Origin of the sequence: Sphingomonas glacialis, assembly GCF_006439055.1 — a bacterium.
Taxonomy (GTDB): domain Bacteria; phylum Pseudomonadota; class Alphaproteobacteria; order Sphingomonadales; family Sphingomonadaceae; genus Sphingomonas; species Sphingomonas glacialis_A.
The window spans coordinates 741,364-768,082 of record NZ_RCZC01000002.1 but is presented as its reverse complement, the minus strand read 5'-3'; the positions used below and the strand labels follow the sequence as shown (position 1 = coordinate 768,082).

Sequence of the window (26,719 nt, the reverse complement as noted above, 5' to 3'; positions counted from 1 at the left end):
CTTACTTCCTGGTCCGGCTCTTGTGGATCTTCACGCGCGCAGGCTTGGACGGCGCGGCGCGCGCCTTGCCCGCGGTGCGCGGCGTCGCCTTGGCGGGTTTGCGCTCGGCGGCCTCGGTCGGCGTGGCGGTGCGGCCCGGCTTGGCGCGCACGTTGCGGCCGAGCTCTGGGCTGAACACCTTGGGGCGCTGGCCCGGCGCGATCGCGCGCGGCGCGACCGGCTCGGTGCCGGCCCCAGTGCCAGCTTTCGGCTTGGCGTCGTAGAAGCGCTTCACCTTGGTGGCCTTGGTCAGCACGACCGGATCGCGGCCGGGCTGCGCTTGGCGCGTCGGTTCGGCAAACGCCGCCTTGTCCGCGCGGTTGGCCGAGGTCTTGGTGATGCGGCGCGCGGGCTGCGGCTTGGGTATCGGGGCTTTGGGCGCGGACGGAATCTGCTGCATTCCGCGCTGTTGCGGGCGCGGCTTCTCGACCAGCTTGGGGGCTTCGCCGCCGCCCTTGCGCGTCGGGTCCTTGCGGAAGCTGACGACGTCGTGTTGCTTGACCTCACCAATCTCGCCGACCGCGAGATCCCCCAGCAGGAACGGGCCGTAGCGCGTGCGGATCAGCCGCGAGACCTTGAGCCCGAGATATTCGAGCACGCGGCGCACTTCGCGGTTCTTGCCTTCTGTCAGGATCATCTCGATCCAGACGTTGGCGCCAGTGCGGCGCTCGAGATTGGCGTTGATCGAGCCGTAGCGAATGCCTTCGATCTCGACGCCGTGGATCAGCTCCTCGAGCTGCTCCTGCGTGATCGGGCCGTACGCGCGGGCACGATAGGCGCGCTCGACGCCCGTCGCGGGCAGCTCGAGCTGGCGCTTCAACTCGCCGTCGGTGGTCATGAGGAGCAAGCCCTCGGTGTTGAGATCGAGCCGGCCGACCGGCACAAGCCGCGGCAGATCGTCGGGCAGCTGGTCGTAGATCGTCTTGCGCCCGCCGGGGTCGCGCTCGGTGACGAGCAGGCCCGGCGGCTTGTGATAGAGGAACAATCGCGCGGCGGCGGGCGCGGCGACGGGCTCGCCGTCAACCGTCACGCCGTTGAGCGATTGCAGTATCGTCGCGGGGGTATCGAGCACGACACCGTCGAGCGCGACTCGGCCCTCGGCGATCATGCGTTCGACTTCACGTCGAGACGCGACGCCGGCGCGCGCGAGCAGCTTGGCGATCCTCTGGTCGTCTTTGGGGCGCGTCGAAGGTCGCGGGGGCTCGTTCGAGCGGTCTTTTGGGGTAGGGGGCGTGGACACCGTGCCCTGATACCCAATTTACGCTAGATTGTGCGCACAAAATAATGTGTGCCCAATCTCGTAGCCGCGCGTTAAGGCGCGGGTGCGTAACGAGGGCGGTGCGCACGCTGCTATTCCGGCAGAGACAGAACAGACAGGTATTTCCTGCGATGCTTTTCGCGAAGAAGAAGCGGCGGATTTCCAACCTCTTGCTCGTCGAGGACGAGCCGCTGGTCGCGTTCGACACCGAACACTTCCTGCGCGATGCCGAATATGCGGTGATCGCGACGGTCGATCGCGTCGCCGATGCGCTCAGCGTCATCGGGGGCGATCGCGAGATCGATCTGGTGCTGGTCGACATCAGTCTGGCCGATGGCAGCGGACTCGACGTGGCGCGCGCCGCGCACGGGGCCGGCGTGCCGGTGCTGTTCGTCACCGGATCGTGCCCCGAGGGCGGGCGCGAGGTCGCGGTGGGCTGTCTCGCCAAACCCTATGCGCAGCGCGACTTGCTCGCCGCGATCGCGGCGATCGAGGCGGTGCTCGAGGGCAAGAAGCCCAAGCGGATGCCGCCCGGGTTCAGTTTGTTCGCGACGACAACCTGAGCCTTTTTAGCCGCAAAGCGCTTCCTCTGCGGTAATTTGCCGCTACCCTGCGCCCGAACGACCAAAGGGCGAGTGACGAATGAATGCGGTGACCGGGCGCGACCCGAATTGGTGGGACGGTGTCCGGCCGTATCTTGAAAAGGCACCGCTCGCCGCACTGGCATTGGGGATTTCGTCGGGCTTCCCGTTCGCGATGATCGGCGCGACGCTGACGACGCGGCTGGCGCAGAGCGGCATCACCAAATCGACCGTCACCGCGTTCAGCCTCGCCTTCCTCGTCTACAATCTCAAATGGATCTGGGCGTGGGTGGTCGATGGCGTGCATCTGCCGCTGATCGGGCGGCTCGGGCAGCGCGTGTCGTGGCTGATCGTCGCCGGGCTGCTGGTGATGGCCGCGGTCGCCAACCTCGCTTTGGTCGATCCCACGGCCGACATCTATGCCACCGCGATCGCGGCGATCCTGGTCGGCGCGGCGGGGGCGACCTTCGACATCGTGATCGACGCGTATCGCATCGAGATCCTCGAGCCGCGGCAATTGGGCGTGGGCTCGGGCATGTCGCAATATGGCTGGCGGCTGGGCTCGGCGGGCGCAGGCGCGCTTGCGCTGGTCGTGGCGGCGCGTTTCGGCTGGTCGAACGCCTATCTGCTGTGCGGGCTGTTCGCGTTGCCGGCGATGCTGGCCGGCCTGCTCTACGGCGAGCCGGAGCGGCACCGTGAGCCCGACAAGCGCGGCGGGATGGCCAACCTCGGCGCATCGATCATCGGGCCGTTCGTGCAGTTCTTCCAGCGGCAGGGCGCGCTGCTCGTCCTGCTGTTCATCCTGATCCACAAGATCGGCGACACGCTCGCCAATCTCACCTTCCGACTGCTGTTCGATTCGCTCAAATTCACCAATGACGAGATCGCCTTTTACGACGTGTGGGTCGGCTTCCTCGCCTATCTCGTCGGGATCTTCATCGGTGGGCTGCTCTACACGCGGCTGGGGATGAAGCGCTCGGTGCTGATCTCGCTCGTGCTGATGATGGTGTCGAACCTCAGCTTTGCCGGGCTGGCGATGGCGGGGCATTCCAACCTCGGCATGGCGGGCGCGATCGGCTTCGAGAATTTCTCGAGCGGTATCGGCGGCGTGACCGTCGTCGCCTATTTCTCGGCGCTGACCAATTCGCGCTTCACCGCGGCGCAATATGCGCTGATCTCGGCCGCGACGAGCATCGTCGGGCGCGCGGTTACGGGCACTACCGCCGGGAGCCTGATCGACGCGATGGGCTATGTGAACTTCTACCTGATGACGACGGTGGCAGCCCTTCCGGGCGTGCTGCTGTTCTGGTGGATGAGCCGCGCCGGGCTGATCGATGCCTCGGTCGGCGAGACCGGGGACACGGTGCAGCCGGCATGATCTGGCTGCTGACGATCGCCATCCAAGCGGTGTGCGTGATCGACGTGATCCGCAACGGGCGCAACCAGTTGTGGATCATGGCGCTGATCTTCCTGCCGGTCGCGAGCACGATCGCCTAGGTCGTGATCGAGGTCTTGCCGCGCTTCCAAAGCAATCGCCATGTACGGTCGGCGCACGCCAATGTCGTCGCGACGCTCGATCCCGACAAGGACGTCCGCGCTGCCCGCGCCGCGCTCGAGCTTGCCGACACCATCGCCAATCGGATGCGGCTGGCCGATGCGCTGGTCGCACAGGGGAAGCATGGCGAGGCCTTGCCCCTGTATCGCGAGGCGACGACGCTTGGCCCGGTCGATCTGCGCAGCGCCGAGAAGCTGGCGCGCGCGCAGTTCGAAACCGACGATGCGGCGGCGGCGCTGGCGACGCTCGACGCCGCGCCGGCGACGTCGGCGCAGAGCGATCGCGACCGGATCGGATTGCTACGCGCGCGCATCCTTGATCGCGTCGGGCGCAGCGATGAAGCGCGTGCGCTGTATGCCGATCTCGTTACCCGCCTGCCGGGCGAGGAGGGGCGGTGCCGCTATGCCGCGCTGTTGCTCGAGCAGGGCGCGGAGCGCGAGGCGCGAACCGTGCTCGAGGAAGTCGAGGCGCGGATGAAGCTGCTCAATCGCCACCAGCGCGCGGCCGAGGCGGAGATGTATCGCTGGGCGATGGCGCGGCTCGCGGAGTTGCGCGCCAAGCGGTGAGCGCCCGGCGCGCTACGCCACGATCGGTCGCCCGGCATCGGCGAACGCCTGCGCCAGCGCGGTGACGCTGGCGAGCACGCCGTCGGGCTGGCGCACGCCGATCAAGTCGCCGAGCAGTAGTCGCGCCGAGTCGGGGGCGGTCTCGGCGCGCGCGACGATCGTCAGCATCGTTGCCTCCGCGCCGGTCATCCGCATGCAGCAGCACGGCGCGATCGCGATCGGGCAGGTCGCGGTGTGCGCGAGATCGGCCATCATCGCGCGCAGCAGCAGCAGGGGGCGTCGGAATCCACCGCCAAACGCCTGGAGCAAGGCGTGCGCCGTATGCGCATCGTTGAGCCCGTGCGCGCCGAGCCGGCGGAACGCGAACAGCAGCAGGCGCGCGTTGGGATCTTCCGGCATCGCGTTCGGCAGGCTGCTCGCGAGCGCCGAGGGACGTTGTGCGGGGGCGGGCGAAGGGGCGGGCGTGTGATTCATTAGGGATGCTCCGTTGCTGACGGCATCCTCTGGTATTCGCTATTGCAAGTCAATCGCAATAAGTTGAGTCGGTTTCGGTGTCAGTCGGGTGCCTCGTGATTGGCCGAAAGCGCTTCGCCCGCGAGGTAGAGCGAGCCCAGAATCAGCACGATCGGCGGTTCGGCCGGGTCCGCGATCGTCGCGATATCGCGCAACGCGCCCGCGATGTCGCCGCTGGTGTGCGCTGCGATTCCGAGGTCATGCGCGACCGCTGCGAGCATTGCCGGAGCGTGATGCTCGTGATTCGGGACGGGCACCGCATGGAGCGTCGTCGCCAACCGCGCGAACGGCGTGAGGAGTCCGACCGGATCCTTGTTCGCGAGCATGCCGAGCACGAGATGCACTTCGCTGCGCCCGACGCCGGGATGCGCGATCGTGTCGAGCGCTGCGGCGATCGCCTGTGCCGCGGCGGGGTTGTGACCGCCGTCGAGCCAGAGCTGGCTGCCCGCGGGAAGCTGATCGAGCAACGGGCCGGGGTGGAGGCGCTGCATCCGCGCGGGCCAGTGCGTCGTCTCGGCGGCGATGCGATAGGCATCGGCCGGGATCGTCACCGCGGATTGGTGGCGGAGCAGCGCGATGGCGAGCGCAAGGTTTTCGGGCTGGTGCGGGCCGGCCATGCGCGGGAGCGGGGTTTCGATCGTACCGCTGGCGTCGGCATAAAGCAGGCGATCGGCTTCGACCGTGAAGCGCCAATCGTCACCGGCGGGCGCTGGCTCGGCGCCGGCCATGCGAGCGACCGCCGCGACGCGTGCCGCGATCGGCTCGGGATAGCGCATCGTCACGAGCGGGACGCCGGGCTTGGCGATCCCGGCCTTTTCGCCCGCAATCTCCCCGAGCGTGTCGCCGAGAAAGCTCTGATGATCGATCCCGAGTTGCGCGATGCCGGTGACGAGCGGGGCCGCCACCACGTTGGTCGCATCGAGCCGGCCACCGAGCCCCACCTCGATGATGCACAGGTCGGCGGGCGTGCGGCTGAACGCGAGGAAGGCGGCGGCGGTGGTGACTTCGAAGAAGCTCGCCGTCAGGTCGGCCGCGTGGTCGAGCACCTCTTCGAGCAAGGCGGCGAGCGCGTCATCGGTGATGAGCGTGCCGGCGAGCCGGATCCGCTCGTTGAAGCGGACGAGGTGCGGGCTGGTATAGACATGCGCGGTAAGGCCCGCAGCTTCCACGGTCGCGCGCAGGAAGGCGCAGGTCGAGCCTTTGCCGTTGGTGCCCGCGACATGGATCACCGGGGGTAGGCGGTGGTGTGGGTTGCCGAGCCGGTCGAGCAGTGCCGTGATGCGCTCGAGGCCGAGAATGTCGGCGCCGGGGGACAGCGACCAGAGACGGTCGAGCTGGGTTTGCACGGCGGGGTTCTGTGAAGTTGCGTGATCGGGCATTTCAACTCCTCCCCTCCCGCTTGCGGGAGGGGTTAGGGGGTGGGCGCGCGCTATCCGATAGCGCAACACGTGTTGAGGGCGCGAGCCCACCCCTCGTCCCCTCCCGCAAGCGGGAGGGGAAGAAGAAGTTACGCAGCGATTCTTTCGCCGCCCAGATAATCGATCAGGCTGGCCAGCGTCGCGCGCATGTCGCGGCGGTGCTTGACCATGTCGATCATGCCATGTTCGAGCAGATATTCAGCACGCTGGAAGCCGTCGGGCAGCTTTTCGCGGATCGTCTGTTCGATCACGCGCTGGCCGGCAAAGCCGATCAGCGCGCCGGGCTCGGCGATCTGCACGTCGCCGAGCATCGCATAGCTCGCCGTCACACCGCCCGTCGTCGGATCGGTCAGCACGACGATATAGGGCAGGCCGGCATCGTGCAGCATCGCGATCGCCACGGTCGCGCGTGGCATCTGCATCAGGCTGAGAATGCCCTCCTGCATCCGCGCGCCACCGGCGGCGGTGAAGATGATGTACGGGCAATTCTCCTGGATCGCGGTCTCGACGCCGCGGATGAACGCCTCGCCGACCGCAAGACCCATCGATCCGCCCATAAAGGCGAAGTCCTGCACGCCGATCACCGCCTTGCGGCCCTCGATCGTCCCACGCGCCGTGATCAGCGCGTCGCCCTCGGAGGTCGCGACGCGCGCGGCCTTGATGCGGTCGACATAGCGCTTGGTGTCGCGGAACTTGAGGGGGTCGTCGGGCACCTTGGGGAGCGGCACGATCGTGTAGCTGCCCTTGTCGAAGACATATGCGAAGCGCAGCAGCGGCCCGATGCGATCATGATGGTCGCAATGCGGGCAGACGTGGAGATTGTCCTCGAGCTCCTTGTGGAACGTCATCGTCCCGCAGCCCTTGCACTTGTGCCAGAGATTGTCGGGCGTCTCCTTCTTGGCGGGGACGACATAGGCGAGCGCGTTGCGGACGCTGGTGAGCCAGCTCATGCGGGAATTCCTTCGCGGGCGGTGTGGATCGCCGCCGACAGGGACTGGATATAGGTGCGCACCGCGTCGGGTGCAGCCGCGCCGTGCTGCGCGACCAGTTCGACGATTGCCGAGCCGACCACGACGCCATCGGCGACCTTGGCGATCGCGGCGGCCTGATCGGGCGTGCGCACGCCGAAGCCGACCGCGACGGGCAGGTCGGTATGCGCCTTGAGCCGCTGGACCGCGGCGTCGATCGAGGTCTGCGCGGCTTGCTGCAGGCCGGTGATGCCGGCGACCGAGACGTAATAAAGGAACCCGCTCGCGCCATCGAGCACCGTCGGCAGACGCGCTGCGTCGGTGGTCGGCGTGGCGAGGCGGATCGGCGCGATGCCCTTTTCGCGCAGTGCCGGGCCGAGTTCGGGGTCTTCCTCGGGCGGGATATCGACGCAAATCACGCCATCGACGCCGGCGTCGTGCGCGGCGTTCGCGAACCAGTCGCCGCCGCGGATCGTCATCGGATTGGCATAGCCCATCAGGACGAGCGGGGTTTCCGGGTGGCGCGCGCGGAAGCTCTTGGCGATCGCGAGAATGTCGGCGGTGCGCGTGCCGGCCAGCAGGCTGCGGATGTTGGCGGCCTGGATCGCGGGGCCGTCGGCCATCGGATCGGTGAAGGGCATGCCGAGTTCGATCACGTCGGCGCCGCCTTCGACGAGCGCGTCGAGGATGGCGGCGGTGGGGCCGTCACCCGCGGTGACGAAGGCGACGAGCGCGGGGTGGCCCTTGGCGAAGGCGGCGGCGAGGCGGGTCATGCGGTCGCTCCCACCACAAGCGTCGCCCCGGCGGAGGCCGGGGCCGGCTGGGTGTTCGCGAGACGGACGATGCGCGTCATAGCGCAGCGGCCCCGGCCTTCGCCGGGGCGACGGGAAGTGATCATATCGCTACCCCCAGCGCTTCGGCGACGGTGAAGATGTCCTTGTCGCCACGCCCGCACAGATTGGCGAGGATGATCTGATCGCGGTCCATCTCCCGCGCGCGCTTCGCCACGGCGGCAATCGCGTGGGACGGTTCCAAAGCGGGAATGATGCCTTCGGTCCGGCACAGCAATTGGAACGCGTCGAGCGCCTCGGTGTCGGTGATCGAGGTGTATTCCACCCGGCCGATCGAGTGCAGCCAGCTATGCTCCGGCCCGATACCGGGATAATCGAGCCCCGCCGAGATCGAATGCGCCTCGGTGATCTGGCCGTCTTCGTCCTGCAGCAGATAGGTCTTGTTGCCGTGGAGGATGCCCGGCGCGCCACCCGCGAGTGAGGCCGCATGTTCCTTGTCGAGCCCGCGACCCGCCGCTTCGACGCCGAGCATCATCACGTCACCATCGTCGAGGAAGGGGTGGAACAAGCCGATCGCGTTCGATCCGCCACCGATCGCGGCGACCAGCAGATCGGGCAGGCGGTTGATCCGCGACAGCATCTGCGCGCGCGCCTCGATGCCGATCACGCTTTGGAAATCGCGCACCATTTCGGGATAGGGATGCGGGCCCGCCGCGGTGCCGATGATGTAGAAGGTGTCGTGGACGTTGGCGACCCAGTCGCGCATGCCCTCGTTCATCGCATCCTTGAGCGAATGCGAACCGCTCGTCACCGGGCGGACTTCGGCGCCGAGCAGCTTCATGCGGAACACGTTGGGCGCCTGCCGCTCGATGTCCTTGGCGCCCATATAGATCACGCATGGCAGCCCGAAGCGCGCGCAGACCGTCGCGGTGGCGACGCCGTGCTGGCCGGCGCCCGTTTCGGCGATGATCCGCGTCTTGCCCATCCGCATCGCGAGCAGGATCTGCCCGATGCAATTGTTGATCTTGTGCGCGCCGGTGTGATTCAGTTCGTCGCGCTTGAACCAGATCTCTGCGCCTTTGCCTTCGGGCGCGCCTTCACGCAGCGCTTCGGTGAGGCGTTCGGCGTAATAGAGCGGGCTGGGGCGACCGACATAATGTTCGAGCAGATCGTCGAACTGCGCCTTGAAGGCCGGATCGGCCTTGGCGGCGCGATAGGCGGTGTCGAGCTCGAGCACGAGCGGCATCAGCGTCTCGGCGACATAGCGGCCGCCGAAGTCACCGAAATGGCCGCGGTCGTCGGGCTGGGTGCGGAAGGAGTTGGGGGCGTTCATGGGGAGGCGTTTAGCATCTCGGTCGGGCGTGTCGAGCGGATGCGGCGTAAAGCCCTCTCCCGCTTTCGCGGGAGAGGGTTGGGTGAGGGCCTTCTTCTTCATTGCTGATGCGCGGCAGAAGCAGAAAGAAGACCCTCACCCAACCCTCTCCCATGAAGGATGGGAGAGGGCTTGCGCACGATTAGATGTCTCGCACCGCCTCGAGAAATGCGCGGATCTTGGTTGCGTCCTTGATCCCCGGTGCGCTCTCGACGCCCGAGGATACATCGACCAGCGTCGCGCCGGTCATCGCTACCGCCTCGCGCAGATTGACCGGATCGAGCCCACCTGACAGCAACCACGGCAGCGGATGGCGGAAGCCCTCGAGCAGGCTCCAGTCGAAACGCACGCCCATCCCGCCGGGAAGCGCCGCGCCGGGCGGCGTCTTGGCATCGTAGAGGATCCGGTCGGCAACGCCGCTGTACGTTGCCGTCTCGGCGAGATCAGCGCGCGTGCGCACCGCGACCGCGCTCCAGATCGGCAGGCCGGTGCGAGCCTTGATCGCGGCGCTGCGGGCCGGCGCGGTCTTGTGGAGCTGGAGCACGTCGAGATGCCCGGCGGCGATCGCGCGATCGAGCAGCGCGTCATCGGGATCGACGAACACGCCGACGCGCTGGACATGCGCCGGCACCCGCGCGGCGAGCTGCGCCGCGCGGTCGCGCGACAGCGTGCGCGGCGAAGGCGCGAAGAAGACGAAGCCGACATGGCTCGCCCCGCCGTCGATCGCGGCGTCTAGCGTCTCGGGGGTGGACAGGCCACAGATCTTGGCAGTCGTGGTCATGATCTTGCTATGCTGCTTTCATGACGATGCTGCCACCCGCGAAGTGTTAAAACCACGCGTTCGGCTGGTCGGTGAATCCGAAATACCCCACATGCCAAACGCTCGATGACTTCACGAGGTCAAATTCCCATCTGACGACCATATCGCGATGTTGCACCAGGTAGTACTCCCGAACGACCAGCGTCCCGAGACGGTTCGTCGAAAGCTTTTCGTATGATTGGACGGGACCATACGCACGGATTGCTGCGTCAATCTGGCCGATCATCGACTCGCGGGCTCCCGCCTTGGAGGCCCATAATGGCGACGACAGCAAACCGGTTACGGCGTCTGACCCATTACCACTCCGTAGCAGATTCAGAAAATTCAACACATCCTGATCGACCGAGGCAGACACCGGCGCCGTATCCTCGCTCGCATGCGCAACAGCCGGGATCGCGGAAGCGAGCAACAGGGACATCAGCAAAACGATCGTTTTGTGCATCGAAAACTTTCTGCTCTAAAGCGTCGCGGCAATCTCGCGCGCCGCGGTGTCGGGATCCTCGGCTTGCGTGATCGGGCGGCCGACCACCAGGATCGACGCGCCGCCGTCGATCGCGGCGCGCGGCGTGACGACGCGCTTCTGGTCGCCGATCACGCCATTGGCGGGCCGGACGCCGGGCACGACGAAAAAGCCCTTGGGCCAGAATTTATGCGCGGCGGCGACTTCCTCGCCCGAGCAGACCACGCCATCGACACCCGAATCGCGGGCGAGTTCGGTCAGGCGCAGCACCTGTTCGTGCGGATCGCCCATGCACCCGATCGACTTGAGGTCGGTCCCGTCGAGGCTGGTCAGCGTCGTCACCGCGACCACCTTGGTGCCTGCGGGTGCGGCGGCCTTGGCATCCTCGAGCATCGCGCGCCCGCCTGCGGCATGGACCGTCAGGATCGCCGGGGCGAGTTCGCGCAGCGCCATGATCGCCTTGGCGACGGTGTTGGGAATGTCGTGCAGCTTGAGGTCGAGGAAGATCGGCAGGCCGAGCTCGGCCATCTCGCGCACGCCCGGGCGGCCATTGGCCATGAAGAATTCGAGCCCGAGCTTGATCCCGCCGACATGGCGGCGGACCTTGCCCGCCATCGCATGGGCCTTGGCGAGATCGGGCGTGTCGAGCGCGACGTAGATGCGGTTGCTCATGCCGGGTCGACCGCATGCGGAGTGACGATGACCGGATCCGGGCTTAGCGTCGAGACCGGCACGGGGGCGGCGGTGACGCGCAGATCGTGCAACGCCCGCTCAGCGGCGGCGAGGCGGTTGCGCAGCCGCCAGCGCAGCGTCGAATGCCACAGCAAGGTCGGCACCAATCCGGCGAGGAAGGTGAGCAGCAGCAGCAGCGGCAGATTCACCAGCGCCTCCATCCCGCCCCACAATTTGATCGGCACGCTGGTCCAGTTGCCGAGCGTGAAGACCGCCGCGATGAACGCGAGGAGACACCAGAAGAGGATTTTGAGGAACTGCATGACGGCAGCGTAATGGCAATGCGGTGGGTTGCCAACCTGCCGCGTCGTCCCCGCGTCAGCCGATCTCGCGGCGCAGCGTCTCGAACAGGCCGGGGACCGCGGTCAGCTTCTCGGCTTCCTCGTCGAGGATCGCAAGGAACGCCGCGCGCTTGATCGCGGCGGTGCGGCCGGCCTTGAGCGTCATCCCCGGTTCGAGCGCCGACAGCACGATGTCGATCATCCGTTCGGCACCGTGCAGCCGGCCCCAGAGATAGTCGTTCTCGCGATAGGCGCGGCTGAAGAAGGCGCCGAAACTGTTGAACTGGATGCCCTTCAAACTCGCCTCGGCACCGCCGCTGCGGATGCTCGCGGCATCGTCGGGGCAGATCCGGTCGACCTTGATCGGGTCGAATTCGTCGAGCCCCTCGCCCTGCAACAGCGGCAGCGTCGCGACATCGAAATAGGGGAAGCCGAGATAGGTCAGCAGGATCGGGCGCTTGATGTCGCGGCTGAGCCGGGCGAACGCCCCTGCCAGCCGCTCCTCGGTGCGGATGTCGAGCGCCTTCAGGTCCATCGCCGCGCCGAGCGTATCGAGCAGCGGTCCGGCATCGCCGCTGAGCGACTGGACGGCGTCGCGGAGCGCGGCGTAGCGATCGGTCCGCTTGCATTCGAGATATGCGGCGAGGCTCTCATAGATCGCCTCGCGGATCGGGGCGAGCTCGGCCTCGGGCTGGTCGCCTTCGAGATCGGTGATGCGGCGCGCGAGCAGGCGCAGCCGGCGCAGGCGAAAGCCGAGGTCGAAGGTCTGCAGAAAGCCGATCGTCGCGCGGCTCGCGCCGCCGGCGAAGCTCGATTGCATTTCGTCGAACCCGCGCGCGCTGACCGCTTGCGCGATGTGCCCGCGGATGCGGCGCCAGCGCTGCCCGCCGGGCTCGCCGCCGGCATGGTGGAGCAGGTCGGTGATCCCCTCGACCACGCCGTTGATCTTGAGATGGCCGTAGGCGGCATAGCCATAGCCCGCGCTCTTGGCGGCGGCGGCCTGCGCGCGGCGGCGCCAGGTCGCGAGCCGCGCCGCGGTCGGTGAATCGAGGAACAGCGTGTAGCCGAACAGCCCCTCGACCTGCTTTTCGACCTCGGGCCGAATTCCGGCGACGATCGCGCGCATCCGCTCGATCTGGCGTGAGCGCGTGGCGATCTCCTCGAGATTGTCGCGGATCGGCTGCGCGCGCGGCAGTTCGGTGACCGCGCCGAGGATCGTCTGGAAGAAGCCGGGGACTTCGCTGCGCGTCGCGCCGAACACGAGCGCGCCGCGCGGATTGGGGTCGATATAGACGAAGCGGCGATCGACCTGGCGACGCGCCGGGCGTTCGCGCAGCGCTTCGATCGCGGGGCGGAAGGGCGCGTTGTTGAGCACCGAACCGTCGATCAGCACCGCGCTCTCGGCGGCATTGGCGGCGAACTGGCGCGGCAGGATGCGTTTGAGGAAGGCGGCGCGGCCGGGCCAGCTCGACTTGCGGGTTTCGAGCACGCGGTCGAGCTCGCCGACCATGAAGGGCGGGAAGGCGCCCGGGAAGCTCGACGTCGCGCGTCCGGCAAAGGCGAGCTCGGCTGGGTCGGCGAGCGTCTCGCCGGCGATGCCATGGTCGCTGAACGGCACGATGACGCGGTGCTCGGTCTCCATCACCTCGGGCGGGGAATGGAGCGTCAGGCGTTCGGGATGGCCGCGGAAATCGGTGACGGTGACGAACAGGTCGAGCGGCTGGCCGGCGGGGAGCAGACGTGGCGCGCGCGGCGACGCCGCCATTGCCGCCAGCGCGTCGAGGATCAGACCGGTGAAGCGCTCGCCGCCAAAGGGCGGCTCGAACCAGCGCGAGCGGATGAAGTGCGAGAGCTTGGCGCGGACTTCCTCGCGCTCGCCGGGCTCGACGGTCTGGTCGATATCATCGCCGTCGCGCCGCCCCGCCATCCAGGCGAGCGGCAGCGCCCAGACCTTGGTGAAGCGATGCGTCGGCGCTTGCTTGGGATCGACCAACGCCTCGATGTCCGCCGAATCGAGCCAGAGCTGGGTGAGCGGTTCGAGGCTCTGCCCGGTGCTGATCGCCTGCCCCAGGAAAATGCCGTTGATCCCGCCCGCGCTCGCGCCGGCGATGATATCGACCAGCACGCGCAAGCGGAGCCCGGTCTCGGCCTCGATCTCCTCGAACAAGGCGAAATAGACCGCCTCGCTGCCAGTCGCCGCTGCAGGGTCGCCCGCGTGGAACGCGCGGCTGGCGCGCGCGAGGCGCCAGATCTCCTTGGTGATGCCGTGCATGTACACCGCAAGGCTGATCCCGCCATAGCAGACGAGCGCGAGGCGCAGTTCCTTTTCGCGCATCACTCGGGTTCCAGCACCGCCCAGATCGGCAGATGATCCGAGGCGCGCCGGGCGGTGGCGCTCGCATGGACGCCGTATTCGACCACGCGGAAGCCGCGCGTCATGATCCGGTCGAGCCGCCCGACCGGGCGGCGCGCGTGGAAGCTCGGGCCGGTCGGGACGCTCGGATAGTCGCGCCCGAAATCGTGCAGGCATCCGCCTGCCGGGGTCCATTCGTTGAGATCGCCCATCAACACCGTCGGCAGGCGTGCCGGGCAGGCGTCGATATGCGCGAGGATCGCGCGCGCCTGTTTGCGGCGCCACAGGCCCGAGAGATCGAGGTGCATCCCGAGCACGCGGATCGGCGTGCCGCCGGCGACGACATCGGCGCGGATCGCGCCGCGCGGTTCGAGCGCTGGGATGTGGAGCGTTGCGCAGCTTTGCACCGCGCTGCCCTTGCGGACCAGCAGCGCGTTGCCGTGGAACCCCATGCTCGCGCGGTCATGGCCGATCGTCACGGGCGCCCATGGGCTGTGCTCGTCCATCAGATGCTGCGGGATGACGCGCGCCTTGGTGCCGAACCGGCGATCGGCCTCCTGCAGGGCGATGACGTCGCCGTCGATCTCGCGCAGCACATCGAGGATGCGGCGCGGGTCGCGCTGGCGATCGAGTCCGATGCCCTTGTGGATATTGTAGCTGACGACCTTGATCACGCGATGGCCGTCGGGCTTGCGGGATCGATCGAACGTTGCCGGGAGGGAATGTGGTCGATCATGGTCCATCTAACGCCGTTGCCGCATCACGATATCCGCGCGACCTATAGCGGGAAGTGGCGACGGAGCCAGTTGTTCCACGGTCCGCCACGATCGCCGTCCCAACTCTATTTGCTGCACTCGCGCAACCTTTTGGCTTTTCTGGGACTATATCCTTTTTATTCGCCTGCTCGTTTCAAGCCGCGGCCCGAAAAGAGCGTATATAAGGAAAGATGTTCGTGGATTTGAAGATGTTACGGCTCGTTGGGGATATCGTTATCGCGCAGGTCAGCGCCAATCGTGTCGGCACCGGCGAAGTGCCAGAGTTGATCAAGTCGGTCTATGCTTCGATGACGCAGCTTGGCGAAGCGCCTGCTGCAGCAGAGGAAGCACCGACGCCGGCGGTTTCGGTTCGCGCGAGTGTTCGCCCCGATTCGATCGCCTGCCTGGAATGCGGTGCGCGGTTCAAGGCGCTCAAGCGCCATCTGTCGGGACATGGGCTGACGCCCGAAACGTATCGCGCGAAATGGTCGCTGCCCGATTCCTATCCGATGACCGCCGCCGACTATAGCGTCGTGCGATCGGGCATGGCCAAGGCAAGCGGCCTGGGCCGCGTGCAACGCTAGACGGGTGACACCGTGAGGCCTTGCCGCCGCCGTCCGGCGGCGGCAAAGCAGTGCGATGCGCACCACTTCCTCGACCGCGAGCGTGCGGCTCTATCATCTCGACGAGAGCGATCCCGTCGCCCAGACGCTGTTCTACGGCCCCCTGGCCGAGGCTATCGTGGTCGCGCGGCAGCAGCCAGAGGATGTCCAGGCGGGGCTGTGGTTCGCGACCGACAATGACGTCGTGCCGTTCCTCGACATCGACGAGGGCTGAGCGGTGCCATCGACGCCAGCAGTGGGACAGACCATGCCCGATCCCGAAACTCCGACCGCTGACACTGCGGACGGGCTGACCCATATCGACGCCGCAGGCCGTGCGCATATGGTCGATGTCAGCGAAAAGGCCGACACCGCGCGCGTCGCCACCGCCGAGGGGCGGCTGCTCTGTACCGCCGAGACGCTCGACATCGTCGAGCGCGGCGCAGCGCCCAAGGGCGCGGTGGTGCAGACCGCCGAGCTTGCCGGCGTGATGGGCGCCAAGCAGACCAGCACGCTAATCCCGATGTGCCATCCGCTGCTGCTGACGAGCATCAAGGTGCGGATTACAGCGGATGCGACGTTGCCGGGTTTCCGCGTCGAAGCGATCGTCAAGACCAAGGGCCAGACGGGGGTCGAGATGGAAGCGTTGACCGCGGTCAGCGTCGCCTGCCTGACGCTGTTCGACATGCTCAAGGCGGTCGATCGCACGATGCGGATCGAGGGGATCCAGGTGACGGCGAAGTCGGGTGGCCGCTCGGGCGTCTGGCAGGCGGACGCGGCGTGATCTCGTTCGACGAAGCGCTGGCGATCGTCGTCGCCGAGGCGCAGCCGCTTGCGGCGGAGACGGTTACGCTCGGCGCGGCGCAGGGGCGCGTGCTGGCCGAGCCGTGTGTCGCGCAGGTCGATGCGCCGCGGAGCGATATCTCGGTGATGGACGGCTATGCATTGCGCGATGCCGACCTTGCGCTCGGCGCGCCGTTTCGCGTGATCGGCGTGGCCTATCCGGGCACGCGGTTCGACGGCGTGGTGCAACAAGGCGCGTGCGTGCGGCTCTTCACGGGGGCGCCGCTGCCGGAAGGCGCGGACCGCGTGGTCGTGCAGGAAGACGTCGCGCGCGAGGGCGACACGATGCGCGTCGTGGGGACGCTTTCGGGCAAACGCTATATCCGTCCGCATGGTTCGGACTTCCGCGTCGGCGAGGTCTTGCTCGAGGCGGGGACCGTGCTTGGCCCGCGTGCGCTGGTCGCCGCGGCGGGGGCGGATGTCGCGACGGTGCCGGTGTGGCGGCGTCCGCGGCTTAGCGTGATCAGCACGGGCGACGAACTGGCCGAGCCGGGTCACGCGCGCGGGCGCGCCGGCAGCATCCCTGAAAGCGCGTCTTATGGCGCGGCGGCGCTTGGCGAAGCGTGGGGTGCGGAGATCATCGACCGCTATCGGCTCCGCGACGACATTGCCGAACTGACCGCGGGCGCGACCAGGGCGCTCGACGAAGCCGATGTGGTCGTCGTCACCGGCGGCGCGTCTGTCGGCGAGAAGGATTATGCCAAGCAGATCTTCGTGTCGCTCGGGACCGAGATCCTGTTCTCGCGGATCGCGATCATGCCGGGCAAGCCGGTCTGGTTCGGGCGACGCGGCGCGCAATTCGTGCTCGGGCTGCCGGGCAATCCGAGTTCGGCGATGGTCACCGCGCGGCTGTTCCTGACGACGTTGCTCGCAGGGCTGAGCGGGCGCGCGCCGTCCGCGGCGCTGCGCTGGCGTAGCGCAGAGCTGACCGCGCCGCTCGAGGCGGTGAGCGCGCGCGAGACCTTCGTGCGCGCGCGCTTCGATGGCGACGGGGTGGCGCCGCTCGGCAACCAGGATTCGGGGCTGCAACGCGCGCTGGCCGAGGCCGATGTGCTGATCCGACGGCTCCCCCATGCCGCTGCGGCGCCGGCTGGCAGCATGGTCTCGGTGATCGACTTCTAGGCGGGTGCCGGACCGGGTTGCTCTGCCGCACGGAGCGCGCCATGCACGATTTCGGCCGTAGGAGTTTGACGATGCGCCCCCTCTTTCGAGCGATCACCGTGGCTGTCGCGCTGCTTGCCGCTGCTCCGGCGCTCGCGCGCGGGCCGCTCGTGCTCGCGGCGGCGAGCCTGCAGGAATCGATGAACGCCGCCGCCGATGCCTGGGCGGCGCGGCATCATGAGCGGCCGGTCATCTCGTTCGGCGCCTCCTCGGCGCTCGCGCGGCAGATCGAGGCGGGTGCGCCCGCCGATCTGTTCGTCTCGGCCGACGAGGATTGGATGAACGCGCTGGCCAAGAAGGGCGCGATCGTGCCGGCGAGCCGTGTGACGTTCCTTGGCAACCGGCTGGTGCTCGTCGCGCCTGCGGCGGCGGCGAAACCGGTGACGATCAGGCGCGGTTTCGCGCTGGCGCAGTGGCTCGGCAGCGGACGGCTCGCGATGGCGGACAGTGCGGTCCCGGCGGGGAAATACGGGCAGCAGGCGCTGACGGCGCTGGGCGTCTGGGGTGCCGTCGCGCCGAAGGTCGCGCGCGGCGACAGCGTGCGCTCGGCGCTCGCCCTGGTCGAGCGGGGCGCGGCGCCGTACGGCATCGTTTATGCGACCGACGCCTTTGCCTCGAAGGCGGTCCGGATCGTCGGGGTGTTCCCTGCGGCGAGCCATCCTCCGATTACCTATCCGGTGGCGTTGCTCAAGGCGGCGCCCTCGGCGGCGGCGGGTGAGCAGTTCCGGCGTTTCCTGGTGTCGAGTGCGGGCAAGGCGATCTTCCGGCATTACGGCTTCGTGGCGCGCTGAGCGGATCGATGACGCCTGACCTGTGGACCATCGTCTGGCTGTCGCTCAAGATCAGTCTCGTGGCGGTGCTGGTGACGCTGCCGATCGCGTTTGTGCTGGCGATGTTGCTGGCGCGGGTGCGCTTTCCGGGCAAGTTCCTGCTCGACGGGCTGGTCCATCTGCCGCTGGTGTTGCCGCCGGTGGTGACGGGTTGGTTGCTGCTGCTGGCCTTCGCACCCAACGGCCCGCTCGGCGCGCCACTTGCCGCGATCGGCGTGTCGCTGCTGTTTCGCTGGACCGGGGCGGCGGTGGCGGCGGGGATCATGGCGCTGCCGCTGATGGTCCGCGCGATCCGGCTGTCGATCGAAGCGGTCGACCCGCGGCTCGAGGGCGCCGCGCGAACGCTCGGCGCGTCGCGGCTGCGCGTGTGGCGGACGATAACGATCCCGCTCGCGCTGCCGGGGATCGCGGCGGGAGCGGTGCTCGGCTTCGCGCGCTCGCTCGGCGAGTTCGGCGCGACGATCACCTTCGTCTCGAACATTCCGGGCGAGACGCAGACGCTGCCGATCGCGATCTATTCGGCGCTGCAGGTGCCGGGGTCGGACCCGATGGTCGCGCGGCTGGCGGTGATCTCGGTGCTGCTGTCGCTCGCCGCACTTTTGCTGTCGGAATGGCTGAGCCGCCGTGGGGGCGTCGATCATGTCTTTTGACGTCGATGTGCGGCATCGCTTTCGTTCGGGCACCGTGGCGGCGCTGGCGTTCCAGAGCGGGGCCGGGCTGACCGCGCTGTTCGGGCCGTCGGGCGTGGGCAAGACGAGCGCGCTGGCGATGATCGCCGGGTTGCTGCGGCCCGATGCCGGGCATGTCCGTGTCGCGGGTCGGACCCTGTTCGATCGCACCACCAATGTTCCCGCCGAGCAGCGCCGCTGCGGCTATATTTTCCAGGATGCGCGGCTCTTCCCGCATTACCGCGTGCGCGCCAACCTGTTGTACGGCGCTGGGCGTGCGGCGGGGGCGGGGATGACGCTCGACGAGGTCAGCGCGTTGCTGGGGATTGCGCACCTGCTCGATCGCTGGCCGCGCACGCTCTCGGGCGGCGAGGCGCAGCGCGTCGCGATCGGGCGGGCGCTGCTGTCGGGCCCGGCGTTCCTGCTGATGGACGAACCGCTCGCTTCGCTCGATCGACCGCGGCGGGGCGAGATCATGGAGTTGATCGAGCGCGTGCGCGACGAGGTGGGGCTGCCGATTTTGTATGTCAGCCATGATCGGGGCGAGGTCGATCGGTTGGCTACGACTGTGGTGGAGATGGGGTCGGTTTAAGCGATCCTCGCTTGAAGCGAATTCGTCACCCGGCCTTGTGGCGGGGCCCACCATGCCCCGCCCACTTCGGCGGCAGCACTCGGGTCGCGGTGGACCCCGGGACGAGCCCGGGGTGACGGGGGAGGGTTAGCCCGCGACGATCTTTACCGGCACCGATTTCGCCGCGGGGACGAAGCTTTCCTCTGCATAATGCTCGACCGGCATCAGCACGTTGCACTCGGGGTAATAGGCGCCGAGGCAGCCGCGCGGGATGTCGTACGGCGTGACGATCAGTCCGTCGCGGCGGCGGGTGATCCCGTCGCCGGCATCGCTTTCGAGCGCGACGATCTGACCGTCCGAAAGCCCGGCGGCGGTCATGTCCTCGGTATGGATGAAGAGCACGTCGCGCGTGCCCTTCACGCCGCGGAAGCGATCGTGATAGCCGTAGATCGTCGTGTTGAACTGGTCGTTGGAGCGCAGCGTCATTAGGCGGAAACGCCCTTCGGCATCGTCGAAGCCCGTTGCGCATAGCCCGCTCGGCGCGAGGAATTCGGCCTTGCCGCTCTCGGTCAGCCAGATCCGCTCGGACGCCTTGTTGCCCTTCCAATACCCGCCGGGCTTGAACAGCTTGTTGTTGAAGTCGGGAAATATCTTTGGATAGGTTTCCTCGATCGCATCGCGGATCAACGCATAGTCGGCGACCCAGGCGTCCCAATCGATCTTGGGATTGGGCGGCAGGAGCTGCTTGGCGAGCGCACCGACGATGGCGGGTTCCGACAGCAGATGGTCGCTCGCCGGATGCGCCTTGCCGCGCGAGGCGTGGATGCAGCTCGTCGAATCCTCGACCGTGACGATCTGCGGGCCGCTTGCCTGCACGTCGCTCTCGATCCGGCCGAGACAGGGCAGGAGATAGGTCACCTTGCCGGGGAAGAGGTGGTTGCGGTTGAGCTTGGTCGCGATCTGAACCGACACGTCGAGCTTGGTCCAGGCGGCTTCCATCGGCTCGGTCTCGGGCACCGCGCGCAGGAAGTTGCCGCCGAGCGCGACGAACGCCTTGACCGACCCGTCGATCACCCCGCGGCACGCCTCGACGGTGTTGAGCCCCTTCTCGCGCGGCGCGGTGAAGCCGTATTGCTTCTCGAGTCGCTCGACGGGCACGAGCTCGGTCTTCTCGGTGATGCCGACGGTGCGCTGGCCCTGCACGTTCGAATGGCCGCGCACCGGGGTCGGGCCCGCGCCGGGCTTGCCGATATTGCCGCGCATGAGGAGCAAATTGACGACCATGCGGACGTTCTCGACGCCCTTGACGTGTTGGGTCAGACCCATGCCGTAGATCGCGAGCACCGCCTTGGCCTTGGCATAGAGCCGCGCCGATTCCTCGAGTTCCGCCTTGGGCAGGCCCGATTCCTGGACGATCGCATCCCAATCGGCGGCACGCACCGACGCGACGAACGCGTCGAAGCCGTGGGTATGCTCGGCTATGAAGGTGGTATCGAGCACCGGCGGCTGGCCCGCGGCGATCGCGGCGTCGTGCCATTCGACGAGGAACTTGGCGATCCCCATCATCGCCGCGAGATCGCCGCCCGCCTTCACCTGGTGATATTGCGTCGAGATGTTGGTCTCGCCGAGCGTCGCCATCTCGATCGGGTTCTGCGGATCGGTGAAGCGCTCGAGCCCGCGTTCCTTCAAGGGGTTGAAGGTGACGATTTCGACCCCGCGCTTGCGGCAGCTGCGCAGGTCATGGAGCATCCGCGGCGCGTTCGACCCGACATTCTGCCCGAAGAACAGGATCATGTCGCATGTCTCGAAATCCTCGAGCCGCGTCGTGCCGACGGGCACGCCGATCGCCGCCTTGAGCCCGACCGAGGTCGATTCGTGGCACATGTTCGAACTGTCGGGCAGGTTCTGGTTGCCGTACATCCGCGCCATCAGGCCGTACATGTACGACGCCTCGAGGCTGGTCCGGCCGGACGAATAGAAGACCACCGACTTGGGATCCATCGGCCGGAGCGTCGCGCCGATCTCGGCGAACGCCTCGTCCCAGCTGCACGCGACATATTTGTCGGTCGCGGCGTCGTAGCGCATCGGATGCGTCAGGCGGCCGTTCTGCTCGAGGTCGTAATCCTTCCAGTCGCGCAATTCGGTTAGCGTGTGCTGCTGGAAGAAATCGGGCGTGGTGCGATAGCTGGTCAGCTCCCACGCGGTCGCCTTGGCGCCTTCCTCGCAGAATTCGGCGGGATGGTGATGCTTTGGCTTGGGCCAGGCGCAGCTGACGCACTGGAAGCCGTCGGGCTTGTTCTGGCGGACGAGCTCGCGCAGCGCCTCGGGGCCGACACGCTCGCGCGGCAGGATCTCGGCGAGCGACCGGACCGATCCCCAGCCTCCGGCGGGCCCTTCGAACGGCTCGATTTCAGGGGCGTCCGACTTTTGCTTGACCATGATCGTTCCCGCATATGACCCGCGTAGCGATGCGGGCTTCGCTGCTGAACGATAGCCCAACCAATTGGTTCACGCAGAAATTTGGGAGGCATGCGATCGGGCGAAACGGTCTTGCCGTGCGCGATTGCGCATTTGGCGATGGGGACGGATCGGCTAGGGCGGTGCGATGACGGATGCCGCCCTCGACCAGACGTTCGCGCAGATCCGCGCTGATGGCACGCACAGCGCGATCACCCGCGCGGTTGCGGTCGAACGGCCGATCGCGCTTGAATTCAGCGGCATCGGCTATGCCGTGATGATGGCGTCGCCGACCGACCTCGAGGATTTCGCGACGGGCTTCGCCTTGAGCGAGCGGCTGATCCCGGGTGTCGAGGCGGTGCTCGGGATCGACGTGCATTCGCGCGCCGACGGCGATGTCGTGCGCGTCGCGCTGACGCCCGAGTGCGCGCCGGGTCTGCTCGAGCGTGTGCGGCACCGCGTCTCCGAATCGTCGTGCGGGATGTGCGGGATCGAGAATCTCGAACAGGCGCTGCGCCCGTTGCCCACCGTGACAGCGCAGAGCCGCGCCGATAGCGCTGCGCTGTTCCGCGGCTTGAACACCCTGCGCCCGCTCCAGCCGCTCAATCGCGCGACCGGCGCGGTCCATGCCGCGGCGTTGTGCTCGGCGGAGGGCGAGGTGCTGCTCGTCCGCGAGGATGTTGGGCGGCACAATGCGTTCGACAAGTTGATCGGCGCGATGGCGCGCGAGGGGCGGGACTGGGATGGCGGGTTTGCGTTGCTCTCGTCGCGCTGCTCGTACGAACTGGTCGAGAAGGCGGCGTTGGCGAATTGCCCGTTGCTGGTGACGATCTCGGCGGCGACCGACCTCGCGTTGCGGCGTGCGGCCTCGTGCGGCCTGCGCGTGGTGATGCTAGCGCGCAGCGATGCGGTGCTTGCGGCGCAAGGCGATCCCGAAACGTCATGACGGTGCTCGGTGCGATCCTCGCCGGTGGACAGGCGACGCGCTTCGGGAGCGACAAGGCGCTGGCGCTGCTCGACGGGCAAACGTTGATCGCGCATGCGGCGGCGGCATTGCGGGCGGCGACCGATGCGGTGATCGTCTGCGGGCGCGCGGCGGGCCCCGAGGGGATCGCTGCGGTGCCCGACTGGCCGGCACCAGACCTCGGGCCGCTCGGTGGCCTGTGCGCCGCGTTGCGTCATGCCGAGGCGCATGGGCATGACGGCGTGCTGTCGATCGGGTGCGATACGCCGTTTCTGCCGAGCGAGCTAGTTGAGCGGTTGGTGGCGGGCGGCGAGGCACGGTTTCTGCGGCAAGCGCCGATCATCGGCTATTGGCCCGTCGCGCTTGCGGAGGGACTCTCGCAGCATCTGGCGCAGGGCGCGGATCGCGCCGTCTATCGCTGGGCATCGCGTGCCGGTGCGGTTGCAATCGACGCGGGGGGCGATCTGCCGAATATCAATCACGTCGCCGATCTCGCGCGGCTGGCGGACCGGGCCGAATGAGCGGCGCACCACGCCCCGAGCGGCCGAGTTTCGATGCGGCGCTGGCGATCATCCGCGAGCGGTCTGCGCCGCTCGGGCGCGAGACCGTCGGCCTGCTCGATGCGTTGCACCGCGTGACGGCGGGCGACGTAACCGCCGCGAGCGACTATCCGCGCTTCGATGCCGCCGCGATGGACGGCTTTGCGTTCGCCGCGGCCGACACGGCGGACGCCACGCCGGAGCAGCCGTCGCGATTGCCGATCGTGGGATCGGTACGGGCGGGCATCCATCCGACCGCTCATGCGCCGCGCACGACTAGCCGGATCAGCACCGGCGCGCCGGTCCCGGCCGGGTGCGATTATGTCCTGCCGCATGAGGAAGCGCGGGTCGAGCAAGACCGTCTGACCCTGGACCAAGCGCTAGCCGCCGGGCGGAACGTCCGGCGTCGTGGAGAGGATGCCGCCGCCGGTGCGCGCGTGCTGTCGTCGGGGACGTGGGTCACGCCCGAGATCATCGGGGCGCTCGCCTGCTATGGGGTCGCGACGCTGGAGGTAGCGCGGCGGCCCTCGATCACGCTGCTGCCGACCGGCGACGAACTGCTGGCGCAGCCGAGCGCTGACCGACCTGCCGCGATCTTCGATGCCAACAGCGTGATGATCACGGCATTGCTCCGCGCGCAGGGGCTCGAGCCGCTGCGCGCTGCGCCGGTCAGCGACGATGCCGCTCAGCTCGAGCATGCGATCGCGGCGGCGTCGGACAGCGCGATCGTCGTGACGACGGGCGGCGCGTCGGGCGGCGACCATGACCATCTCGGCCAGGCGCTGGCGCGGCTCGGCGCCACAGTGCATTTTCACGGCGTGCGGATGCGGCCGGGCAAGCCCCTGCTGTTCGCGACGCTGCCGAGTGGGGCCTTGTTCTTCGGTCTGCCGGGCAATCCCGTCGCGGCGTTGCTCGGCGCGCGGTTTTTCGTCGGCGCGGCGCTGCGCGCGATGAGTGGTCTGCCGGCAGAGCGGGGCGAGACGGTCGCGATCGAGACCGAATCTCGCCCCGATACGACGGTGTTCCTCAAGGCCGTCCGTGAGCCCGGTGGCACGATCCGCATCCTTGCCGATCAGCGATCGCACACGCTGCGCCCGCTGATCGCGGCAAACTGCTGGGTCGTCGCCGACGCGACGCCCGAGGGCGAGCGTGGCCGCGTCTATCCGCTGACCTGAGCCATCTATTGGTGCGCGCGCAGGGTCACGCCGATCACGCGCGGATCGCTCGGCGTGCCGAGGATGAGGCCCGAATTGCCCGCCTGGATCGTCAGGTTCTGGATGTAGTTGGCGTCGAACAGGTTGCGCACGAACATCGCGACTTCGAGGCCGGTACGGGTTCGCACTCCCAGGCTCGCGTTGGTGACGTTGTAGCCGTCGATCAGCGTGTATTTCGACAGGCTGGGGTCGCCGTAATAGCTGGTCCGCCAGCTCGAATCGGCATGGAGGATGACCGCCAGCTTGCCGACCGGCAGCGTGTAGTCGCCGCCGATCGTCTCCGACCATTTCGGCAGCCCGGCGAGCGGCCGACCGGTGAGATTGCACGCGGTCGTCGCCGCGGTCTGCACCTCGAGCGGGCAGGGGCCGGCGGGATAGTTCGAATAGGTGCCGTGCGCATAAGCGAGATTGCCGCGCAGCTGGAAGCGCGGCGTCAGATTCGTGGTGACGTCGGCCTCTACGCCCTTCACGGTGACCTTGGGGATGTTCGAGAGATAGCCGCGCAGCGCTACTGTCTGCGAGCTGTCGACGATCGTCGCCTGGAAATCGTGGACGTCGGTGTAGAAGCCCGCGAGATTGAGAGTAAGGCGCCTGTCGAACAGCGCCGTCTTGAGCCCGGCCTCATAGGTGGTGTTGAGCTCGGGCCGGATCACTGCGGTGGTCAGCACCGGCTGGTTGGCGGTGTTGAGCGGCAGCCCCGACAGGTTGATCCCGCCCGATTTGAAACCGCGCGCATAGCTCGCATAGGCGAGCAGTTGGTCGGTCGCCTGCCAGGCTAAATTCGCGCGTCCCGACAGGTTGCTTTCCTTGTCGTGCCCCGAATAGCTCTGCCCGCGCAGCACGCCGAGCTGCGCCGCAAGCAGCGCCGCGTTGGTGACGGTCGGCCCGCCGAAGGTGTAGGCGCTGTAGCTGCCGTCCTTGACCTCATAGGTGTAGCGCAAGCCTCCGGTCAGCGTCAGGCGCGGCAGGAGCTTGTAGTTGAGCTCGGCGAAGGCGGCGTAGCTGTCTTCCTTCAGTCGGGTGCTTCCGTCGGTGCCATAGCCGTCGAGCAGGTTCGCCGGCACCGCGACGGCCGCCGCGCCGGTTCCGGTGGTCGTGCCGATCAGATAGCGCGCCGCGGCGGGTCCGTAGATGCTGATCGGCTCGCCGGTGATCTTCTGGTCGAAGAAGTACAGGCCGGCGACATAGCCGAGGGCGTGGTCGCCGTTCGAGGCGAGCCGCAATTCCTGGCTGAACTGGTCCTGGCGCGAGGGGATGTGCTGCGTGATCTGGACCGGGATGCCGGTATAGTCGCGGTCGTTCGCCGCGTCCCAGTTCCAGAAGCGCCACGCGCTGACCGAGGTGAGCGTGCCGATCTTCCCGAGGTTCCAGTCGGCGATCGCCGAGACGCCGCCCTCGTTCGTGTTCACCCCGAGTTGCGCGTCGATGTTGGTCTTACGGTCGTACGGATTGGTGCTCGGCGGCGCATAGCCGAATTGCGCGGCGAGCCCGGTCGGCCCGGCATATTGCCGCGTCGCGGCGCGGAGACTCTGGCCGACGCGGAGATAGACCTGGGTGCAGCATTCGCTCTCGAAATTGGTGAAGTCGGCGGTGAGGCGGAGCTGGAAATCGGTCGTCGGCTTGAACAGCAATTGGCCGCGCACCGCCTGGTTGCCGATGCCGTTTTCCTTCGCGCCTGTGCGGACATTGTCGATCACGCCGTCGCGCCGCGTCGTCAGCCCCGAGATGCGGAAGGCGAGCGTGTCGCCGATCAGCGGGCCCGATGCCGATGCCTTGGCCTGGACGAAATTGTAGCTGCCGACCGACAGCTCCTCGCTCGCCTCGGGGGTGAAGGTCGGCGCCTTGCTGGTGATGCTGATCGCGCCTGCGGTCGTGTTCTTGCCGAACAGCGTGCCTTGCGGACCGCGCAGCACCTCGATCTGCGCGATGTCGGAGAAGTCGAACGCGGCGGTGGCGGGGCGGGCGTGATAGACCTGATCGACATAGAAGCCGACGCCGGGTTCGAGCCCGTCATTCGCCTGGCTCACCGCGACGACGCTGCTGCCGAGCCCGCGGATCGTGAAGGCGGTGTTGCGCGGATTGGCCGAGCTGTAGTTGAGCGCCGGGACGAGCAAGCTCAGCTGGTTGGTGTTGACGGTGTACGACCGTCCGAGCAGCGCGCTGTCGACCACCGAGACCGCGAGCGGGACCTTCTCGAGATCCTCGGTGCGGCGGCGCGCCGTAACGGTGATGTCGGGCGCGCCATCTGCGCTGCTGTTGGCCGCGGGGGCGTCGTCAGCCGCCCAAGCGGCGGTCGGCATGGCCCCACACAGTGCCGTCATCGAGATGGTCGCGGCCAAGATCGACAGTCGCATGCGATAATCCCCAACACGCAGCCGTTCCCGCGATTTCGACTCTCTGTATACCGT

General features: G+C 67.8%; 28 protein-coding genes. 14 read left to right on the top strand and 14 right to left on the bottom strand.

What is annotated here, in order from left to right; translation table 11 throughout:
• Position 1: 1 nt before the first annotated feature.
• Positions 2-1,279: a pseudouridine synthase gene (locus tag EAH76_RS07480; protein WP_241659598.1), complete on the bottom strand. Its 1,278-nt coding sequence runs from the start codon at positions 1,277-1,279 to the stop codon at positions 2-4.
• Positions 1,280-1,428: 149 nt separating this feature from the next.
• On the opposite strand from EAH76_RS07480, the gene EAH76_RS07475 reads away from it, so the two are divergent.
• From EAH76_RS07475 to EAH76_RS07465, 4 genes are all read left to right on the top strand, one after another.
• Positions 1,429-1,860 carry a response regulator gene (locus EAH76_RS07475; RefSeq protein WP_140849634.1) on the top strand — a complete coding sequence of 144 codons (432 nt, stop codon included), beginning with the start codon at positions 1,429-1,431 and terminating at the stop codon, positions 1,858-1,860.
• Positions 1,861-1,939: 79 nt separating this feature from the next.
• Positions 1,940-3,256, top strand: coding sequence for an AmpG family muropeptide MFS transporter (locus EAH76_RS07470; RefSeq protein ID WP_140849633.1), 1,317 nt, complete (start codon positions 1,940-1,942; stop codon positions 3,254-3,256).
• Positions 3,253-3,375 (top strand): hypothetical protein, encoded by a 123-nt coding sequence (locus EAH76_RS24720; protein ID WP_277754262.1) that lies wholly within the window; start codon positions 3,253-3,255, stop codon positions 3,373-3,375. Before EAH76_RS07470 ends, EAH76_RS24720 begins: the two co-directional genes overlap by 4 nt.
• Positions 3,376-3,378: 3 nt before the next feature.
• Entirely contained in the window at positions 3,379-3,999 is a 621-nt protein-coding gene (locus EAH76_RS07465) for a tetratricopeptide repeat protein (protein WP_140849632.1), read from the top strand.
• A 12-nt stretch (positions 4,000-4,011) separates the two neighbouring features.
• Here the strand turns inward: EAH76_RS07465 and EAH76_RS07460 are convergent, their stop codons facing one another.
• The 11 genes from EAH76_RS07460 to EAH76_RS07410 all read right to left on the bottom strand — a co-directional run bounded on the left by EAH76_RS07460 (position 4,012) and on the right by EAH76_RS07410 (position 14,381).
• Complete coding sequence (locus EAH76_RS07460) at positions 4,012-4,473, bottom strand: DUF6628 family protein (RefSeq protein WP_140849631.1); 462 nt, start codon at positions 4,471-4,473, stop codon at positions 4,012-4,014.
• An 80-nt stretch (positions 4,474-4,553) separates the two neighbouring features.
• A complete protein-coding gene (locus tag EAH76_RS07455) occupies positions 4,554-5,891 on the bottom strand; it encodes a bifunctional folylpolyglutamate synthase/dihydrofolate synthase (protein WP_140849629.1) in 1,338 nt (445 codons plus the stop codon).
• 128 nt (positions 5,892-6,019) lie between these two features.
• The gene (gene accD, locus EAH76_RS07450; RefSeq protein WP_140849627.1) at positions 6,020-6,880 is read right to left on the bottom strand and encodes an acetyl-CoA carboxylase, carboxyltransferase subunit beta; all 861 of its coding nucleotides are present in this window, start codon (positions 6,878-6,880) and stop codon (positions 6,020-6,022) included.
• Complete coding sequence (trpA, locus tag EAH76_RS07445; protein WP_140849625.1) at positions 6,877-7,671, bottom strand: tryptophan synthase subunit alpha; 795 nt, start codon at positions 7,669-7,671, stop codon at positions 6,877-6,879. The genes accD and trpA overlap by 4 nt, the downstream gene beginning before the upstream one ends.
• A gap of 121 nt (positions 7,672-7,792) precedes the next feature.
• The gene (gene trpB, locus EAH76_RS07440) at positions 7,793-9,022 is read right to left on the bottom strand and encodes a tryptophan synthase subunit beta (protein ID WP_140849623.1); all 1,230 of its coding nucleotides are present in this window, start codon (positions 9,020-9,022) and stop codon (positions 7,793-7,795) included.
• 181 nt (positions 9,023-9,203) lie between these two features.
• A complete protein-coding gene (locus EAH76_RS07435; protein WP_140849621.1) occupies positions 9,204-9,842 on the bottom strand; it encodes a phosphoribosylanthranilate isomerase in 639 nt (212 codons plus the stop codon).
• A gap of 46 nt (positions 9,843-9,888) precedes the next feature.
• A complete protein-coding gene (locus EAH76_RS07430) occupies positions 9,889-10,299 on the bottom strand; it encodes a hypothetical protein (protein ID WP_140849620.1) in 411 nt (136 codons plus the stop codon).
• 39 nt (positions 10,300-10,338) lie between these two features.
• Positions 10,339-11,013 carry an orotidine-5'-phosphate decarboxylase gene (pyrF, locus tag EAH76_RS07425; RefSeq protein WP_140849618.1) on the bottom strand — a complete coding sequence of 225 codons (675 nt, stop codon included), beginning with the start codon at positions 11,011-11,013 and terminating at the stop codon, positions 10,339-10,341.
• Positions 11,010-11,336 (bottom strand): DUF1049 domain-containing protein, encoded by a 327-nt coding sequence (locus EAH76_RS07420; RefSeq protein WP_140849616.1) that lies wholly within the window; start codon positions 11,334-11,336, stop codon positions 11,010-11,012. The genes pyrF and EAH76_RS07420 overlap by 4 nt, the downstream gene beginning before the upstream one ends.
• Before the next feature lie 55 nt (positions 11,337-11,391).
• On the bottom strand, positions 11,392-13,689 hold the full coding sequence (locus tag EAH76_RS07415; protein WP_194150951.1) for a patatin-like protein: 2,298 nt from the start codon (positions 13,687-13,689) through the stop codon (positions 11,392-11,394).
• On the bottom strand, positions 13,689-14,381 hold the full coding sequence (locus EAH76_RS07410) for an endonuclease/exonuclease/phosphatase family protein (protein WP_140849612.1): 693 nt from the start codon (positions 14,379-14,381) through the stop codon (positions 13,689-13,691). Before EAH76_RS07410 ends, EAH76_RS07415 begins: the two co-directional genes overlap by 1 nt.
• Before the next feature lie 290 nt (positions 14,382-14,671).
• Between EAH76_RS07410 and EAH76_RS07405 the strand changes: the two genes are divergently transcribed.
• The 7 genes from EAH76_RS07405 (at position 14,672) to EAH76_RS07375 (ending at position 19,158) form a co-directional block, all read left to right on the top strand.
• Entirely contained in the window at positions 14,672-15,046 is a 375-nt protein-coding gene (locus tag EAH76_RS07405; RefSeq protein WP_140849610.1) for a MucR family transcriptional regulator, read from the top strand.
• 55 nt (positions 15,047-15,101) lie between these two features.
• Entirely contained in the window at positions 15,102-15,299 is a 198-nt protein-coding gene (locus tag EAH76_RS07400; protein WP_140849608.1) for a hypothetical protein, read from the top strand.
• Positions 15,300-15,332: 33 nt separating this feature from the next.
• Complete coding sequence (gene moaC, locus EAH76_RS07395) at positions 15,333-15,848, top strand: cyclic pyranopterin monophosphate synthase MoaC (protein ID WP_140849606.1); 516 nt, start codon at positions 15,333-15,335, stop codon at positions 15,846-15,848.
• A complete protein-coding gene (locus tag EAH76_RS07390) occupies positions 15,845-17,029 on the top strand; it encodes a molybdopterin molybdotransferase MoeA (RefSeq protein WP_140849604.1) in 1,185 nt (394 codons plus the stop codon). The genes moaC and EAH76_RS07390 overlap by 4 nt, the downstream gene beginning before the upstream one ends.
• A gap of 71 nt (positions 17,030-17,100) precedes the next feature.
• Positions 17,101-17,859, top strand: coding sequence for a molybdate ABC transporter substrate-binding protein (gene modA, locus EAH76_RS07385; RefSeq protein ID WP_140849602.1), 759 nt, complete (start codon positions 17,101-17,103; stop codon positions 17,857-17,859).
• An 8-nt stretch (positions 17,860-17,867) separates the two neighbouring features.
• On the top strand, positions 17,868-18,548 hold the full coding sequence (gene modB, locus EAH76_RS07380) for a molybdate ABC transporter permease subunit (RefSeq protein WP_140849600.1): 681 nt from the start codon (positions 17,868-17,870) through the stop codon (positions 18,546-18,548).
• Entirely contained in the window at positions 18,538-19,158 is a 621-nt protein-coding gene (locus EAH76_RS07375; RefSeq protein WP_140849598.1) for an ATP-binding cassette domain-containing protein, read from the top strand. Before modB ends, EAH76_RS07375 begins: the two co-directional genes overlap by 11 nt.
• Before the next feature lie 126 nt (positions 19,159-19,284).
• Here EAH76_RS07375 and EAH76_RS07370 read toward each other — a convergent pair whose 3' ends face one another.
• Positions 19,285-21,576, bottom strand: coding sequence for an FdhF/YdeP family oxidoreductase (locus EAH76_RS07370; RefSeq protein ID WP_140849596.1), 2,292 nt, complete (start codon positions 21,574-21,576; stop codon positions 19,285-19,287).
• A gap of 166 nt (positions 21,577-21,742) precedes the next feature.
• Here EAH76_RS07370 and fdhD point away from each other — a divergent pair, with 166 nt between their 5' ends.
• Genes fdhD through EAH76_RS07355 form a run of 3 tightly spaced genes read left to right on the top strand, consistent with a single transcriptional unit; the run spans position 21,743 to position 24,272 of the window.
• Positions 21,743-22,540: a formate dehydrogenase accessory sulfurtransferase FdhD gene (gene fdhD, locus EAH76_RS07365; protein ID WP_140849594.1), complete on the top strand. Its 798-nt coding sequence runs from the start codon at positions 21,743-21,745 to the stop codon at positions 22,538-22,540.
• Positions 22,537-23,079, top strand: a complete 543-nt coding sequence (locus EAH76_RS07360; protein WP_140849592.1) for a molybdenum cofactor guanylyltransferase — start codon at positions 22,537-22,539, stop codon at positions 23,077-23,079. Before fdhD ends, EAH76_RS07360 begins: the two co-directional genes overlap by 4 nt.
• The gene (locus EAH76_RS07355) at positions 23,076-24,272 is read left to right on the top strand and encodes a molybdopterin molybdotransferase MoeA (RefSeq protein ID WP_140849591.1); all 1,197 of its coding nucleotides are present in this window, start codon (positions 23,076-23,078) and stop codon (positions 24,270-24,272) included. The genes EAH76_RS07360 and EAH76_RS07355 overlap by 4 nt, the downstream gene beginning before the upstream one ends.
• A gap of 5 nt (positions 24,273-24,277) precedes the next feature.
• Here the strand turns inward: EAH76_RS07355 and EAH76_RS07350 are convergent, their stop codons facing one another.
• A complete protein-coding gene (locus EAH76_RS07350; protein WP_140849589.1) occupies positions 24,278-26,665 on the bottom strand; it encodes a TonB-dependent receptor in 2,388 nt (795 codons plus the stop codon).
• Between the last annotated feature and the right edge of the window lie 54 nt (positions 26,666-26,719).